Raw genomic sequence first — 15,555 nt, 5'->3', positions numbered from 1 at the left:
GATTGAGAGAGAACATTTCATGGCAACTGCATCAGCGTTTATTGATATCCCGGCGACCGCCGACCAGGTTTGGCAATTGATTGGCGGCTTTGACTCGCTGCCGGACTGGCTGCCGTTTATTCCCAAAAGCGAGCTGAGTGAAGGCGGCCGGGTGCGTAGCTTGCAAACGGCGGATGGGGCGGTGGTGGTTGAGCGGTTGGAGGCGTTTGATAACGCTGGGAAGACTTACAGTTATTCGATATTGCAGGCGCCGTTTCCGGCTACTGACTATCTGGCGACCATCAGTGTTGAAGCGCAGGGGCAGAGCGCGCGAGTGACCTGGTCTGGGCGATTTGCACCTGTCGGTGTGAGTGACGAGGAAGTGGTGGCGCTGTTTACCGGTATCTATCAGGGTGGCCTGGAAGCTCTGCGCGCCAACTACCCGGCCTGACCTTGAACTGATCGTTCCCACGCACGTGGGAACGATCAATCGATCAACGATCATGCTACTGAGCCGGCAATCTAAGCTCCGCGCACAACCCACCCCCTTCACGATTACTCAACGTCAACGATCCCCCGATCGCCAACGCCAACTGCTGTGCAATCGCCAACCCCAACCCGGTCCCGCCGGTACTGCGGTTGCGCGAATTCTCCACGCGATAAAACGGTTCCATCACCTGAGCCAATTCTTCCTCGGCAATCCCCGGCCCGCGGTCCATCACCTTCACCGACAAACTGCCGTCAGCCTTCGCTTCCACCCTCAATTCGGCGGCGCCGGCGAACTTCAGCGCGTTGTCCGTCAGGTTCACCAGCACTCGCCGCAAGGCGTGCGGCCGGGTGTTGATCACTGCGTCACTTTTACCGCCCAGCTGCACGTCTTTGCCCATGTCCTGATAGTCGAACACCAGGCTGTCGAGGAACGAATCCAGATTGGTGCGGCGACTTTCCTCGGTGGCGCCATGCACGCTGCGGGCATAGGCCACGCCTTCGCGCACCAGGTGTTCTATCTCGCCAAGGTCATTCCAGAGTTTGTCTTTCTCGGCGGAGTCGTCCATGAATTCGGCGCGCAGTTTCATGCGGGTGATCGGGGTTTGCAGGTCGTGGGAAATCGCCGCCAGCAGTTGCATGCGTTCCTTGAGGTAAGCGGCGATGCGCGCCTGCATTGAATTGAAGGCCATGGCGGCATGCGCGACTTCGGTCGGGCCTTTTTCATCCAGGTGCACCGCGTGGGTGTTGGGGTCCAGGGTCTCTACCGCTTGGGCCAGGCGGGTGAGGGGGCGGATGGCGATTCTCACGGCCAGCCAGGTGCAGATGAGCATCAGTGCCAGTTGCCCGAGCAACACGATGGGTAACCACGGCGACAGCGGCACCATCGAGGGACGCACGTCGATGGTCACCGGGCTGCCGTCCGCCAGTTTCAGGTGGACCTGAAAATGTTTTTCCGGCCCGGGGATGTCGGTCACCGTCATCGGGTAATCCTTGCCGATGGCCTCTTTGATCGACGTCATCGCTATGGGCGAATCGCTCATGGGCATGCCGGGTGAGCCTTCGTTCAACAAATAGCGGTAGTTACGTCGATCCAGTTGTTGCAGCCAACTCATGCGTTCTTCGGCCGGTAAGCGGTCGAGGATGGCGATGGAGGTCGAGACGTCGGTTTCCAAATTGCCCAGCATGGTGTTCTTGGTGCTTTCGTAGCGCTCGTAGTACTGCGCGCCGAAAGACAGCGCCTGCGCGAGAATCAAGCCGATCAGGAAGATCAGCGACAGCCGCGAGGCGAGGGTGCGGGGCCAGCGCATCGAGAGATTCATGAGGGCGCCCCGAGGACTTCCACCGGCAGCGAAAACACATAGCCTTCGCTGCGCACGGTCTTGATGTAGGCCGGTTCGCGGGCATCGTCCAGCAAGCGCTGGCGCAAGCGGCTGACCAGCAAGTCGATGGAGCGGTCGAACAGGTCGGCATCGCGGCCTTGGGTCAGGTTCAGCAATTGATCGCGATTGAGTACCCGCTGTGGGTGATCGAGGAACACCCGCAGCAGCCGATATTCCGCACCACTGAGCGCGACCATCGTGCCGTCTTCATCGAGCAAGTGCCGGGCCGAGGTGTCCAGGCGCCAGCGCCCGAAGGCCAGCAGGCGACCGCTTTCGGTGACCACCAGGTTGGGCGGCAGCATCCGCGTGCGGCGCAGCACGGCGTTGATTCGGGCGAGCAGTTCACGGGCGGCGAATGGCTTGACCAGGTAATCGTCGGCGCCCATTTCCAGGCCGATGATGCGGTCGGTTTCATCGTTGCGCGCGGTGAGCATCAGCACCGGCGTCGCCTTGTGTTTGCCAGCGCGCAACTCACGGCACAGCATCAGGCCATCGTCGCCCGGCATCATGATGTCGAGCACGATCAGGTCCACCGGCGTGGACTCCAGGAACGTGCGCATTTGCCGTCCATCCGCGACGACGGTGGTGCGCAGGCCGTTTTTCTTCAGGTAGTTGCCTACCAGCTCCCGGATCTCGCGGTCATCGTCCACGATGAGAATGTGATCGACGTGTTCCATTTGGCCAGGCCTCTGTAGATGGGGGATGTCGCGCAGTCTATCGAGCCTTGGCCCGCTCGCCCGCAGTCCTTTGTATTGCAGTGTATCTGGCCTGTCGGCGGATACACGTGGACGTAAAAACACCCATTTTCAGGGCTTTTGTATCGCTCTGTATCCCGGCCCGGTTTTGATACGTACCGATTTACACGCGCCTGTTCCCGACACAGTCGGGATACCTCGCGAGCCTCTAATAGGTTCCATCGAGGCAAACCAAACCGCCTCGGCCCAATCAACGATTGCCCTATTGAAGCCTTGAGGAAACCACCATGAACACCAAAGCCGTCTACGCCGCATGCCTGTTTGCCGCCCTGAACATCTGCACCTTGTCGGCCCGCGCCGAAGCCGATGTCACCGCTAAAACCTACACCTACGGCTCGCACCTGGACATCAAGAAAGTGCTGTCGCTGAAACAGGACACCTCGACTTCCTGTGGGGTTGTGGATGCCCAGCTGACTTACCTGGACTCCCATAACAAAACCCAGGTTCTGGACTATCGCAAATTTGCTGATGGCTGCAACTCAGACAACTGAGTCCTGCGCTGACCCATTGCCCATCCCCATTGAAACAGGAAGCACATCATGAACAACGTCACCCGCTTTTTGACTGCCATTGCCTTCTCCGCGGCTGGCGCCACTGCCCATGCCAACGCTGCTGTTGAACAGAAAAGCTGTGGCAGCGCGACTTGCTTCCAGCTGACGCCGGTGGGGGAGAAGGGAGGGAGCGCTTTTTTGGCAGAGGATGGTTCGAGCCGTACGCCGCAGGGGCAGCAACTGGAAAACCAGACGGCCTGAAGCCAGGCACTGTTTCTGTGAACACCACAATTCCAATGTGGGAGCGAGCTTGCTCGCGATGACGGAGTGTCAGTCGACGTCAATGTTGAATGTTCCGGCCTCATCGCGAGCAAGCTCGCTCCCACAGGGATGTGTGGTGTGTCGCCCTCTCTATATACATAGGTGATCCCATGTTTCTCATCGCTTTCCTGGGCGGCATATTGACCGTCCTCAGTCCTTGCATCCTCCCGGTCGTGCCGTTCCTGTTCGCCGGTGTTAAACGCACACGTTCCTCGATCCTGCTCACCCTCGGCGGCATGGTCCTGACCTTCGCCCTGATCTCCAGCCTGGCCGTGGTCAGCAGCGAGTGGGTGGTACGCGCCAACAACACCGGTCGTCATGTGGCCTTGATCGTGATGGTGCTGTTCGCCCTGTCGCTGATTTCCGCCCGTGTCGGTGACTGGCTGGCCCGTCCCTTCGTGGCGCTGGGCAACCGCGTCGATCCGGACACCCGCAAAATGTCCGGTCCGCTGGGCTCGGTCATGATCGGCGTTGCCACCGGTCTGCTCTGGGCTCCGTGCGCCGGACCGATCCTCGGGGTCATCCTCACCGGCGCCATGCTGCAAGGTGCAAACGCTCAAACCAGCCTGTTATTGGTGGCGTACGGCCTGGGCAGCGCATTGTCCCTGGGCACCTTGATCTTCGCCGGTCGCGGCCTGGTCAATCGCCTGAAAGCGTCGATCCCGGTCACCGGTTGGCTGCGTCGTGGTACGGGTGTTGCGGTGCTGGCGGCGGCGGTGGTGATTTCCACCGGTGCCGACAAAACACTGCTGGCCGGCACCTCGTCCGAAGGCGTGACGACGGTTGAGCAACGCGTGCTGGAAACCGTACCGAAAGTCGTCGATTACTTCGTCAGCAAGGTCAAGGCAGACTCGTCCATGGACAACGCCCAAGGCCCCATGCCGTCGCTGTCCGGTGCGGTCGAATGGCTCAACTCGCCGGCGCTGAGCAACGATTCGCTGAAAGGCAAAGTGGTGCTGGTGGACTTCTGGACCTTCGACTGCATCAATTGCCAACACACCTTGCCGTACGTGAAGGACTGGGCGAAGAAATACGAGAAGGATGGCCTGGTGGTGATCGGCGTCCACACCCCTGAATACGGTTTCGAGCGCATCATCGACAACGTAAAAGATCAGGTGAAAAAGCTCGGCATTACTTACCCGGTGGCCATCGACAACAACTACGCGATCTGGCGCAATTTCGACAACCAGTACTGGCCGGCTCACTACCTGATCGACGCCAAGGGCCAGGTGCGTTACACCCACTTTGGTGAAGGCAGTTACGAGACTCAGGAGAAAGTGATTCAGCAGTTGCTGGAAGAGGCTAAAGCACCCGCTGCGTAATACTTCAAATCAATGGCTCACAGGCTGCACGCCGTGGGCCATTGGTTTTTTCTCCTGACTGCGCCGCCACGCCGCCGGTGGCGCTCCATACTCTCGACGAAACGCCCGACTGAACGCCGTGTCAGTTTGGTAGCCCACCTCTTCGGCAATCCGCATTAATGAACTGTTACTGCTGCGTAACAGGTTGGCCGCCAGCAACATGCGCCATTGCGTCAGGTACTGCATCGGCGAACTCCCCACCAGTTGCTGAAAGCGCTCCGCCAACACCGACCTTGAAGTGCCGGCCGTGCGCGCCAGTTCATCCAGCGTCCAGGCGTGGCACGGTTTTTTGTGCAACGCGTTGAGGGCGGCGCCGACAATCCGGTCGCTCACACCCGCCAGCCAACCGGTGCGGCCTTCGCCTTGTTCGTGCATGTACAGGCGCAGCACTTCGATGAACAACACCTCGGCCAGTTTCGCCAGCACACCTTCGCCGCCGGGGCGGGGTGAGCGCGCTTCGGCCAGTGCATAACGGACCGACGACTCCAGCCAGATACCGGCATTCGAGCCGCGCACATTGACCCGGACCACCGCCGGCAACCCGGTCAGCAACATGCCGGCCAGACGGGTATCGCATGCCAGATAGCCGCACACCAGACGCGTTACCGCGCCGCCACCGCCATAGCTCAATTGCCGTGGACGGCGCGCCAGCACCACGTCCAGCCGCGCACCCGTGGCGGGCGCGAGCCCCGGTTTAGAGCTCATGCGGTGGGCGTCTCCCTGCGGGAAAACCACCACATCGCCGGCCGTTAGCAGGAGCGGGGGATCATCACCCAGTTCGACATAACACTCGCCTTCGGTGATCAAGTGGAAGATCACCACGCGTTCGGCGCCGGGCTCCAGAAACGGCGCCGCCGTGTCGGCGCTCGGCGACTGGTAGCACCAGGGGGCAGTGAACCTGGCATTGATGAAAATCGCGCCGACTAGGCGGACGACGCGCAGCGTCTGGGACAGGGCGTCCATGGGGTTTTTCCGTGTGGGCGGCTGCTTTGGGGGGTGAGCTTGATTGTGAGCCTGTCGCCGCAAACCGTGAAATCTCCGGACGATCGGACAGGGTTGGCCGACGATCGGGCAGGACGCCAGCGTTGCCCGGCGCGATAGTTGGCACACAGGGTCTGCCGACCCTGTCATCAATAACAAAAATGAGAGGTTGCCATGCCTAAGTTCGTTATAGAACGCGACATTCCGGGTGCTGGAACACTGTCAGAAAGGGATTTGAAAGCCGCTTCGCAAAAGTCCTGCAGGACGTTGCGCGACTTGCCTGAGGTGCAGTGGCAGCAGAGTTATGTCACCGGTGACAAGCTCTACTGCGTGTACATCGCGCCCAACGAAGAGTTGATCAAGGAACACGCCAGGCAGAGCGGTTTTCCGGCCAACCGCATTTCCCAGGTCACGGCCATCATCGATCCGACCACGGCCGAGTAAGCCGGGCCTGCATTCCAACCCGCAACGGAGCGGAATTCATGAGTACACCCATTGATCTTACTGCCTTGAAAAACCGTCAGATGGCCTCTTGGGCCAGTGGCGACTATGCCGTGATTGGCACCACTTTGCAGATTGTCGGCGAGCAACTCGCCGAGGCCTGCGACCTGCTTTGCGATGAACGCGTGCTCGACGTGGCCGCCGGCAACGGTAACGCGACGCTCGCTGCCGCGCGCCGTGGTTGCCTCGTCACGTCTACCGACTACGTGGCCGCGCTGCTGGAACGCGGCGAAGACCGGGCCAGGGCAGAGCGCCTGGAAGTGACGTTTCAAGTGGCCGACGCTGAAGCCTTGCCCTTCGAGGATGCCAGCTTCGATGCCGTGCTTTCCACCTTCGGGGTGATGTTTACGCCGGACCAACCCAAGGCCGCCGCGGAACTGGCGCGGGTCTGTCGCCCCGGAGGGCGGATCGGCCTGGCGAACTGGACGCCCGAAGGGTTTGTCGGCCAGATGTTCAAGACCCTCGGCCGCCACCTGCCGCCACCGCCAGGCGCTCAACCGCCTTCGCAGTGGGGCACCGAAGCCTGGCTGCACACGCAGTTCGACGAACGTGACTTTCTGCTCCAGGTGACGCGCAAGACCTTTAACTTCCGTTACCGCTCGGCCGCGCATTTCATCGACACGTTCCGCACCTGGTACGGCCCGGTCCACAAGGCCTTCGCGGCGTTGCCTCCTGAAGGCGCCCAAGCGCTGGAAAGCGACCTGACCGAACTGATCAACCGTTTGAACAGGGCGGGAGAAAAATCGCTGGTGGTGCCGAGTGAATACCTGGAGGTGGTGATTACCCGGCGTTGAACTGAACGAGCTTCATGACAATGCAAAACCCCTGTGGGAGCGGGCTTGCTCGCGAAGGCGGAGTGTCAGTCGACAATGATGTTGCCTGACACTCCGCCTTCGCGAGCAAGCCCGCTCCCACAGGGGGTTGTGGTGTCTGGTAGGGTAATTATTCATCCAGCCGCTCGGTGTATACCACCCAAACGCTGCACGGCATTTTGTACAGCAGGTGCTCCACCGTACTGCCGATCAGCCGGCCCATGCCGCGATGGCCGATCCGGCCCATGACAATCACGTCAACGTCATAGGCATCGACATAGCGGGTGAGGACCTTGGCCGGGTTGCCCATGATCATATGCCGCTGCTCCGGCGCGATGCCGTTGCGCTCGGCCAGGTCGTTGAAGGCATCCTCCTGGTAATCGAACACGGTCTTGGCCTTGCCCGACGAGAAGAACGCCGACCCGTTGTCGAAGCCGAATTCGTCGGCGCTGATGGATGAAAGGTCATAGGCGTAGACCACATCGAGCTCGGCATTACAGGCGCTCGCCAGTTTCGCCGCCTCGTGAAGGATTCGATCGTTGAAGGTTTTGTAATGGTCATCGCGATGAAAAGGGTCGACCGCCGCGATGATCTTTCGCGGCAAGGCGTGCACGGCGTGACTGACGAAATGCAGCGGCACCGGGCATTCGCGCAACAAATGCACATCGAGCGGGGTAAACATCAGCCGCGACAGCAGCGATTCGTGTTCCAGTGCCTTGATCAGCACATCCATCGGCTGTTCTTTGAGGTGAATCAGGATCTCCTCCAATGGGCGTTCGACCCAGGCCACTTCGGTGGTGACGTGCACACCGATTTTGCGCAAGGGGCGGGCCTGTTCCTCAAGCCATTGGCGGTGGCGCTCGACGTAGCCCACGCGCATCTGTTCCAGGGCCTTTTCGTTGACCAGACTGGCGGTCGCCAGACCTTCCAGATAATCGAAGGCGACGATGTGCAGCGCGGCGTCTTCGGCCTTGGCCAGTGCAGCGGCCCTGTCGAAAGCGGGGCTGTGTTCCATCAGCGGTGATGCAACCAGCATGAAGCGGGATTGACCAGACATGACGAACCTCCCGTGGAATAGCCGCCCGACGTGCGGCTCGTGCGACGTACATCCAGTCTCTAAGTATTGACCATGATCAACCTCCCGTCCGTAAACCGGGCGCAGGCTGAGGTTCGTGTTGGCACAACCGGTAACTGCCAGGAAAACTGCGGCCAGTAAAAGTGTTTAGGCTTGGCACGTCCTTATTGAGCTGATAAGTACCTGAATTGAAAAAACCGGATCCTGTTTAGATCGATTATTTCTTTCGGTTATTTATATAGCTGTTGTTCGCATATCCATGACCTTTAAAACCGCGCCATGGCGTTGTCTGTGTTCGTGATAACAGCGGCCTGCTCGTTGTAGCAGCAATGATTGCCCCGAAGGCCGCACTTGGGCGGTTCTAACATCCGTTTTTGCTGTTCGATCATCATCTTGCCGCCTCTGCGTCAGTCCTTAGAATTCGCTCCATCAGCTTCGTCCAACTATTCAATCCTTCAGGGAGCAACACCAAGATGAACGCCATGCCGATGCAAATGCCGATGAACACCACCATGCCAATGATGCCGATGATGGGCATGCCGATGATGATGGCGACCATGACCTGCGAAATGATGGGCGACGGCATGATGTGCAAAATGATGCCGGCGGCGGGCATGGACATGGCCATGTTCAAGAACAGCGCTGAAATGATGCAGATGATGATGAACTGCGGCATGCCGATGATGATGCATTGCGGCAACATGAGCATGATGTGCATGTCCCAGGCGAGCATGGCCATGCCGATGATGAGCACCATGATGCCAATGCCGATGATGGGCATGCCGATGCCATCGATGAAGTGCGTGATGGAATGCACGCTGATGGCTGACTGCATGATGTGCAAAATCATGCCGATGGCCGGCATGAACATGGACATGATGAAAAACTGCTGCACCCTGATGATGAAAATGATGAACGATTGCAGCATGCCGATGATGATGAGTTGCAATGGCATGCCGCTGATGTGCTGCACCTGCTGATCCTCAGCTACAGACATTAAAAAAACCCGGCAGGGGTTAAACCTGCCGGGCATTTTTAATGCCTGCTTTTCAGTCCAGGCGTTCCGGGTACGTCACCACCAGATAGGCCACTGCCTCACTGTCGGCCGGGTTGCGGTAGCGGTGGGGCTGGTCGGCATAGAACAGGATCGAATCGCCGGTGGAGAGCAGGTAGCGCTCGTCGTTGACGCTGATTTCCAGCACACCCTGGGACACCACCAGGTTTTCCTGTACGCCGGGGCCATGGCCCTCGGAGACGTCTTCGCCTAGCGGGCTCAGGCGCAGTTCGTAAAACTCTGATTGGCGCGCTACGTCGAACGGGAACAGCGCGCGGCTGACAAAGGCGCCGCTGGCACTGACCAGGCGCTTGCTCTGGCTGGCCGACAGCACCGCCACGCCTTCGAAGGCCCGATGCTCAAGAAACGCAGCCACCGATACCTTCAAGCCCTTGGCAATTTTGCACAGCACCTTGATCGACGGCACGCTGCGCCCGGATTCGATCTGCGCCAGCATGGCCCGGCTTACGCCGCACTGTCGGGCGAGGGCGTCGAGGGACAGATGACGCTTGCCGCGCAGACGTTGCAGGTTCTGTGCGACCCGTTCGCAGATCGGGTCTTCTTCCAGTGGTTCCAGGTTATTCAAATCCAGCACGGGTTCGTCGGCGCTCGCCAGAAAGCGCGAGGGTTGCTGCGCGTTCATGCGTGACGCGTCTCGGTGGCTTTAGCGGCTTGCACCCACTGAAAAGCCTGTAAACCTGCATTGCGTGCATACATTTCCCACATGGCCCGTGCCCGTTGCTGAGCCTGTTTGCGTTTGCGGTAGCTGGCGAAGTCGATGAGGTTGTCAGTCGGATTCATGGGGCACTTCACTGTGGTGATGAATGACGGGATGAGCTGAGAGTACGCGGATATTTTTATAACGATAAATACTGATTTTGTATTTATTAATGCTTTTTGGTTCTTATTAAGGCAGCGCATCCACTCAAGTGGGCGCAAGTGTTGGTGAGGCAACAGAGATTAGGCAGGCTGTGCTCAAGCGATACAGGGGGCTGGATCGGTAGCATCGTTTAACCCGTTGATAAATAAGTATTTAGTGGCTGGCACGGAGGCTGCAATGGCTGTTTGCAGACAGCACTCCGAAGGAAGGCCACATGATCCAGACACTGCCCCAGGCCTTATTGCTACAAGCCGAAACCCGAGGTTCGGCGATCGCCCTGCGTTACAAACGCCTGGGCATCTGGCACGTCCGCAGCTGGAGCGAACTGGCACAGGATGTCAGGCGTCTCGCCGCTGCTTTACATCAACGCGGGTTCAGTCGCGGTGATGACTTGCTGATCATCAGCCAGGCACGGTCCGAAGCGTTGTTGCTGGCATTGGCCGCACAGTGGCTGGGTGGCAGCGTCACGCTGCTGGACCCTGATCTCGACAATCGACCGCTGTTGACCCGACTGAAACCGGCCTTTGTGTTGGCCGAAGCCTTGGACGCCGTGCAACAGGTACGCAGTACCGATACACCGCCACGGGTATTGCTGTACCTGGACGGGCGTGGACTGAACACTCCCGAAGATCGCGGATTGAACGCTTATGCCGAGTTGTCCGTTGGCGTAACGGCTGATGCACCCGCACCCGTCAGTGACTCGACGGCCACGGCGTTTGTTTTTCATCCTGCCGGCCTTGGTCAGCCCCAGCGTTTGAGTCATGGGCAGTTGCTGGACGGTGCCCGCAAATTGGTGGCGCGAGAATCGCTGAGCGCCCGCGAAGAAGCGCTGGCGGCCCGGGTGTTCGCCGCCAGCGGTCAGGCGCGTTACTTGCTGGCGCCGTGGCTGAGCGCCGGCTTCTGCCTGAACTTCCCAGAGGCCCTGGCCACACGCGACAACGATCGCCGCGAGCTCGGGCCGACGCTTGTGCTGGGTACCCGCGAATCCTATGCCCGCCTTGAATTCTGGGCCCGGGAACGCCTGCCGTTGCCGGGCTCGCTCAGTCATCGTGTGTACCGCTGGGCGATGGTGCCGGAGGTGAACAGTGTTCGCCGCTGGCTCGGTAACTGGCTGATCCGCCGACCGTTGCTCGACGTGCTGGGCATGAGTCGCCTGCGGGTGCCGTTGTTGGTCGGGCCAGCGCTGAGCCAAGAGAGCGCCGAGTTCTTTGGTGCCCTGGGCATTCGCCCAGGCAACTGGCAGGAGCCATCCACCCCTCGGGCACTGGTCGAAGCGCCAGCCCAGCTGATTTCTCAATCCATCTGACGAGCCCCCATGAGCGCAACCACTGAATCCGTATTACTGCGGCTCGATGACATCTCCCTGTCGTTCAAGGGCGTCAAGGCCATTACGTCCATCAGCTTCGCTGTGAAGACCGGGGAAATCTGCGCGCTGATCGGCCCCAACGGCGCGGGTAAAAGTTCGCTGCTGAATGTGATCAATGGTGTCTACCAAGCCCAGAGCGGCAGCGTCAGTTATGCCGGACAGACGCGTCGGCGCATGCGCCCGCACCAGGCTGCCGAGCGCGGCATTGCGCGGACCTTTCAAAACATCGCGCTGTTCAAGGGCATGAGCGTGCTCGACAACGTGCTGACCGGGCGCAACCTCAAACGACGCAGCAGTTGGGTCGAGCAGATGCTGCGCCTGGGCCGTGCCCCTCGTGAGGACGACGAGCAGCGTCGTCACGCCGAAAATGTCATCGCCTTCCTGCGCATCCATCCCTGGCGCCATGTGCTGGTGGGCAAGTTGCCTTATGGATTGCAGAAGCGTGTCGAGCTGGCCCGAGCCCTGGCCGCTGAACCGAAGTTATTACTGCTGGATGAACCCATGGCCGGTATGAACGCGGAAGAGAAGGGTGAGATGAGCCAGTTCATCCGTGACATCAACCGTGAGTTCGGCACCACCGTTGTGCTGATCGAGCACGACATCGGTGTGGTCATGGGGCTGTGTGATCACGTGGTCGTGCTCGATTACGGTCGCAAAATTGGCGATGGCACCCCTGAGCAAGTGCGCGCCAATCCCGAGGTGATCGCGGCCTATCTGGGCACGCGGCGAACCCGCACGGAGCGCCACTGAGCATGGAATTTTTCTTTGAAGTGCTGATTGGCGGGTTGCTGGCCGGTGTCATGTATTCCTTGGTGGCCATCGGTTTTGTGCTGATCTACAAGGCCTCCGGCGTGTTCAATTTCGCCCAGGGGGCGATGGTGCTGTTCGCCGCGTTGACCTTTGTCAGCCTGCTCGAACGCGGCTTTCCATTCGTATGGGCTTTTATCGCCACCCTGGCGAGCATGGTGGTGCTGGCGTTGCTGGTCGAGAAAATGGTGCTTCGGCCCTTGGTCAATCGCCCGCCGATCATCCTGTTCATGGCGACGCTCGGGCTGTCGTACATGATCGAAGGCCTTGCTCAGTTTCTTTGGGGCGCTCAGGTCCACGGCCTGGAGTTGGGCATTGCCGATGAGCCACTGGAAATTCGCGGCATGTTGCTTTCGCAATTCGACCTGTTCGCCGCAGGCACTGCTGCCACCCTGGTGATTGCCTTGTCGCTGTTGTTCAACAAGACCCGGGTCGGTTTGTCCTTGCGAGCGGTGGCCGATGATCCGCTGGCGTCACTGGCTGTAGGCATTCGACTGCCACGGATCTGGGCGCTGGTGTGGGCGGTGGCGGGTTTCGTCGGCCTGGTCGCGGGGCTGCTCTGGGGCGCTCGTCTTGGGGTTCAGTTTTCACTGTCGCTGGTGGTGCTCAAGGCGTTGCCGGTACTGATCATCGGCGGTTTCTCTTCTATCGGTGGCGCCATTGCCGGCGGGCTAATCATCGGAGCGGCGGAAAAGCTCGCCGAGATTTACCTCGGCCCGATCATCGGCAGCGGGATCGAAAACTGGGTGCCTTACGTCCTTGCGTTGCTGTTCCTGTTAGTGCGGCCTGCCGGGTTGTTCGGTGAGCGGGCGATCGAGCGGGTCTGATTTTCTTTCAAGGAATACTTCCATGCTTTATCGAGAAGCCGGTCAACTGAGCACCACCTACGCGGCGGAGCGGCGCACGTTTCGCTTGCGCCAGGACCGCGTGGGTCTGTGGCTGCTATTGGGCTTTGCGTTCATCGTGGTGCCTTTGCTCGGCAATGACTATTGGTTCAGCGCGATTCTGGTGCCGCTGCTGGTGCTGTCCCTGGCGGGGCTGGGTCTGAACCTGCTGACCGGCTACGCCGGGCAATTGTCCTTGGGCTCGGCGGCGTTCATGGCGGTGGGGGCTTTTGCGGCCTACAACCTGCAATTGCGAGTTCCCGGCTTGCCTTTGCTGGTGAGTTTTGCCCTGGGCGGAGTGATCGCCGCGCTGGTGGCCGTGCTCTTCGGTTTGCCGAGCCTACGAATCAAGGGCTTTTACCTGTTGGTGGCGACCCTGGCCGCGCAGTTCGTTGTCGAGTGGGTGCTGACCCGGTTCAGCTGGTTTACCAACGACAACGCGTCCGGGGTCATCACCTCGCCACCGCTGCTGATCGCCGGGCTGGATTTCAGTTCGCCCCGTGGCCGTTACCTGTTGACCCTGGCCGTGGTGGTGGCGCTGTTCTGGCTGGGCAAGAACCTGGTGCGCAGCGAGTTGGGGCGCAACTGGATGGCGGTGCGCGACATGGACACGGCCGCAACGGTGATCGGCATTCGTCTGTTCAAGGCCAAGCTGCTGGCGTTTGCCATCAGCGGCTTCTACCTCGGCGTCGCCGGTTCGCTGTGGGCGTTCGCCTATTTGGGCACGGTGGAGCCTCACGGCTTTGATCTCAGCCGCTCATTTCAGGTGTTGTTCATCATCATTATCGGCGGCCTGGGCAGTGTGCTCGGCAACTTTCTGGGCGCTGCGTTCATCGTGCTGTTCCCGATTCTGTTGGCCAATGTCTTCGGGCTGTTGCCCTCGGGGCTGATCGATTCCGGGCAGTTGGAAAACATCCAGAAAATGCTTTTCGGCGCGCTGATCATCGCCTTCCTGATCAAGGAACCCGAAGGCCTGGCGCGGCTCTGGCAGCGCTTTCGTCAACGGGCGCGGGTCTGGCCGTTGCGTTACTGACTCCTTTTATCCCTGACCAAACACCATCGATCTCCCACGAGGAACTGCCCTTATGACTCACCGTAAACCGCTGCGCCGCCTGGCGTTGGGCCTGGCCTTGCTGACTGCCGGGCTCAGTGCCGGCGTTCAGGCTGCCAACGAGCAGTACTTTCCTTTGCAGAGCTATCGGGTTGGCCCGTACGCCGCCGGTGGCACTGGCTTCTTCGGCGGGTTTATCGATTACCTGCAATACGTCAACGCCAAGGGCGGGGTCAACGGGGTCAAGCTGACCTGGAGCGAATGCGAAACCGAGTACGTGGTGGAGAAGGGCGTCGAATGCTACGAGCGTCTCAAAGGTGGCCTCAACGGTGCGCCAGCGGCCGCGACCAACCCGCTGTCGGTGGGCATTGCCTACGCGACACTGGATCGTTCAACGGCCGACAAACTGCCGCTGATCACCATCAATCATGGCCGCACCGACTCCACGGATGGCAGCGTCTTCCCTTACGTGTTTCCGTTGCAGCTCAACCCGTATTCGGAAGTCTCGGCGATCATCAATTACATCGGCCAGCGCGAAGGCGGGGCTGACAAACTCAAAGGCAAGAAAATCGCCGTGCTTTATCACGGCTCGCCGTATGGCAAGGAAACCAACGGCGTACTGGAAACCCTGGCGAAAAACGCCGGTTTCGAGCTGACCCTTCTGGAAGTGCCGCACCCCGGCAACGAGCAACAATCGCAGTGGCTGAATATCCGTCGCCTCAAGCCTGACTGGGTGATCCTGCGCGGCTGGGGGGTGATGAATCCGGTGGCGCTGAAGTCGGCGCAAAAGGTCGGTTACCCGGCGGATCACATCATCGGCAATATCTGGAGCAACTCGGAAGAAGACGTGGTCCCGGCCGGTGCTGCCGCCAAAGGGTTCATCTCGATCACCACCCACCCTTCGGGTACCGATTTCCCGGTGCTGCAAGGCATCAAGCAAAACGTGGTGGACGCCGGCAACGGCAACCTGGCCGATCCGAAGCGCTTCGGCACCGTGTACTACAACCTCGGTGTGGTGAACGGCATTCTCAACGTCGAAGCCCTGCGACTGGCTCAGGAAAAATACGGCAACAAGCCACTGACCGGTGAGCAAGTGCGCTGGGGCTTCGAGCACCTGAACCTCGACGATGGGCGATTGCAGGCCTTGGGCGCCAAAGGATTGGTGCAGCCATTGAAGCTGTCGTGTGCCGACCATGAAGGCGGCGGTGCGGTGCGCTTTCAGCAATGGGACGGCCAACGCTGGAACCTGATCAGCGACTGGGTCCAGGCTGATCGTGCCTTGCTGCGGCCGATCATCGAAGCCTCCGCCGCCCAGTACGCCAAGGAAAAGGGCATCACCCCGCGTAACTGCAGCCAGGAGCAATAAGGT

At 60.0% G+C, this 15,555-nt stretch carries 18 protein-coding genes; 12 read left to right on the top strand and 6 right to left on the bottom strand.

All coding sequences use genetic code 11. The features are described from left to right. Positions 1–19 precede the first annotated feature (19 nt). Positions 20–430 (top strand): SRPBCC family protein, encoded by a 411-nt coding sequence (locus ACYZTZ_RS16255; RefSeq protein ID WP_461998969.1) that lies wholly within the window; start codon positions 20–22, stop codon positions 428–430. Positions 431–485: 55 nt separating this feature from the next. Here the strand turns inward: ACYZTZ_RS16255 and ACYZTZ_RS16250 are convergent, their stop codons facing one another. Together ACYZTZ_RS16250 and ACYZTZ_RS16245 are read right to left on the bottom strand one after the other, a co-directional pair. Continuing rightward, the gene (locus ACYZTZ_RS16250; RefSeq protein ID WP_461998968.1) at positions 486–1,787 is read right to left on the bottom strand and encodes a sensor histidine kinase; all 1,302 of its coding nucleotides are present in this window, start codon (positions 1,785–1,787) and stop codon (positions 486–488) included. Next, the gene (locus ACYZTZ_RS16245; RefSeq protein WP_033060285.1) at positions 1,784–2,524 is read right to left on the bottom strand and encodes a response regulator; all 741 of its coding nucleotides are present in this window, start codon (positions 2,522–2,524) and stop codon (positions 1,784–1,786) included. Before ACYZTZ_RS16245 ends, ACYZTZ_RS16250 begins: the two co-directional genes overlap by 4 nt. A 305-nt stretch (positions 2,525–2,829) precedes the next feature. On the opposite strand from ACYZTZ_RS16245, the gene ACYZTZ_RS16240 reads away from it, so the two are divergent. The 3 genes from ACYZTZ_RS16240 (at position 2,830) to ACYZTZ_RS16230 (ending at position 4,736) form a co-directional block, all read left to right on the top strand. Beyond that, on the top strand, positions 2,830–3,093 hold the full coding sequence (locus ACYZTZ_RS16240; protein WP_461998967.1) for a DUF2790 domain-containing protein: 264 nt from the start codon (positions 2,830–2,832) through the stop codon (positions 3,091–3,093). Between the two features lie 48 nt (positions 3,094–3,141). Next, positions 3,142–3,354, top strand: a complete 213-nt coding sequence (locus ACYZTZ_RS16235) for a hypothetical protein (RefSeq protein ID WP_461998966.1) — start codon at positions 3,142–3,144, stop codon at positions 3,352–3,354. 170 nt (positions 3,355–3,524) lie between these two features. Continuing rightward, a complete protein-coding gene (locus ACYZTZ_RS16230; RefSeq protein WP_461998965.1) occupies positions 3,525–4,736 on the top strand; it encodes a cytochrome c biogenesis protein DipZ in 1,212 nt (403 codons plus the stop codon). Between the two features lie 9 nt (positions 4,737–4,745). Here the strand turns inward: ACYZTZ_RS16230 and ACYZTZ_RS16225 are convergent, their stop codons facing one another. After that, positions 4,746–5,738, bottom strand: a complete 993-nt coding sequence (locus ACYZTZ_RS16225) for an AraC family transcriptional regulator (RefSeq protein ID WP_461998964.1) — start codon at positions 5,736–5,738, stop codon at positions 4,746–4,748. A 192-nt stretch (positions 5,739–5,930) separates the two neighbouring features. On the opposite strand from ACYZTZ_RS16225, the gene ACYZTZ_RS16220 reads away from it, so the two are divergent. Both ACYZTZ_RS16220 and ACYZTZ_RS16215 read left to right on the top strand, forming a co-directional pair. After that, positions 5,931–6,200, top strand: coding sequence for a DUF4242 domain-containing protein (locus tag ACYZTZ_RS16220; RefSeq protein ID WP_461998963.1), 270 nt, complete (start codon positions 5,931–5,933; stop codon positions 6,198–6,200). A gap of 38 nt (positions 6,201–6,238) precedes the next feature. Continuing rightward, complete coding sequence (locus ACYZTZ_RS16215) at positions 6,239–7,051, top strand: class I SAM-dependent methyltransferase (protein WP_461998962.1); 813 nt, start codon at positions 6,239–6,241, stop codon at positions 7,049–7,051. A gap of 148 nt (positions 7,052–7,199) precedes the next feature. Here the strand turns inward: ACYZTZ_RS16215 and ACYZTZ_RS16210 are convergent, their stop codons facing one another. Continuing rightward, on the bottom strand, positions 7,200–8,126 hold the full coding sequence (locus ACYZTZ_RS16210) for a universal stress protein (protein ID WP_461998961.1): 927 nt from the start codon (positions 8,124–8,126) through the stop codon (positions 7,200–7,202). A gap of 491 nt (positions 8,127–8,617) precedes the next feature. Between ACYZTZ_RS16210 and ACYZTZ_RS16205 the strand changes: the two genes are divergently transcribed. Continuing rightward, the gene (locus tag ACYZTZ_RS16205; protein ID WP_461998960.1) at positions 8,618–9,124 is read left to right on the top strand and encodes a hypothetical protein; all 507 of its coding nucleotides are present in this window, start codon (positions 8,618–8,620) and stop codon (positions 9,122–9,124) included. Between the two features lie 69 nt (positions 9,125–9,193). Here the strand turns inward: ACYZTZ_RS16205 and ACYZTZ_RS16200 are convergent, their stop codons facing one another. Both ACYZTZ_RS16200 and ACYZTZ_RS16195 read right to left on the bottom strand, forming a co-directional pair. Further along, positions 9,194–9,841, bottom strand: a complete 648-nt coding sequence (locus ACYZTZ_RS16200) for a helix-turn-helix domain-containing protein (protein WP_008156932.1) — start codon at positions 9,839–9,841, stop codon at positions 9,194–9,196. Next, positions 9,838–9,999: a hypothetical protein gene (locus ACYZTZ_RS16195; RefSeq protein WP_008156931.1), complete on the bottom strand. Its 162-nt coding sequence runs from the start codon at positions 9,997–9,999 to the stop codon at positions 9,838–9,840. Before ACYZTZ_RS16195 ends, ACYZTZ_RS16200 begins: the two co-directional genes overlap by 4 nt. A 293-nt stretch (positions 10,000–10,292) precedes the next feature. On the opposite strand from ACYZTZ_RS16195, the gene ACYZTZ_RS16190 reads away from it, so the two are divergent. Genes ACYZTZ_RS16190 through ACYZTZ_RS16170 form a run of 5 tightly spaced genes read left to right on the top strand, consistent with a single transcriptional unit; the run spans position 10,293 to position 15,552 of the window. Then, positions 10,293–11,384, top strand: a complete 1,092-nt coding sequence (locus tag ACYZTZ_RS16190; protein WP_461998959.1) for an AMP-binding protein — start codon at positions 10,293–10,295, stop codon at positions 11,382–11,384. A 9-nt stretch (positions 11,385–11,393) separates the two neighbouring features. Beyond that, positions 11,394–12,194 carry an ABC transporter ATP-binding protein gene (locus tag ACYZTZ_RS16185; protein WP_461998958.1) on the top strand — a complete coding sequence of 267 codons (801 nt, stop codon included), beginning with the start codon at positions 11,394–11,396 and terminating at the stop codon, positions 12,192–12,194. Between the two features lie 2 nt (positions 12,195–12,196). Beyond that, entirely contained in the window at positions 12,197–13,078 is an 882-nt protein-coding gene (locus ACYZTZ_RS16180; RefSeq protein ID WP_056741856.1) for a branched-chain amino acid ABC transporter permease, read from the top strand. Between the two features lie 22 nt (positions 13,079–13,100). After that, positions 13,101–14,168, top strand: coding sequence for a branched-chain amino acid ABC transporter permease (locus ACYZTZ_RS16175; RefSeq protein WP_461998957.1), 1,068 nt, complete (start codon positions 13,101–13,103; stop codon positions 14,166–14,168). Positions 14,169–14,220: 52 nt separating this feature from the next. After that, a complete protein-coding gene (locus ACYZTZ_RS16170; RefSeq protein ID WP_461998956.1) occupies positions 14,221–15,552 on the top strand; it encodes an ABC transporter substrate-binding protein in 1,332 nt (443 codons plus the stop codon). The last annotated feature ends 3 nt before the right edge of the window (positions 15,553–15,555 follow it).

The organism is Pseudomonas sp. LB3P58, from assembly GCF_054897895.1.
Note: the sequence above shows the minus strand (reverse complement) of the source record. Positions and strands in the feature narration are given on the sequence as shown.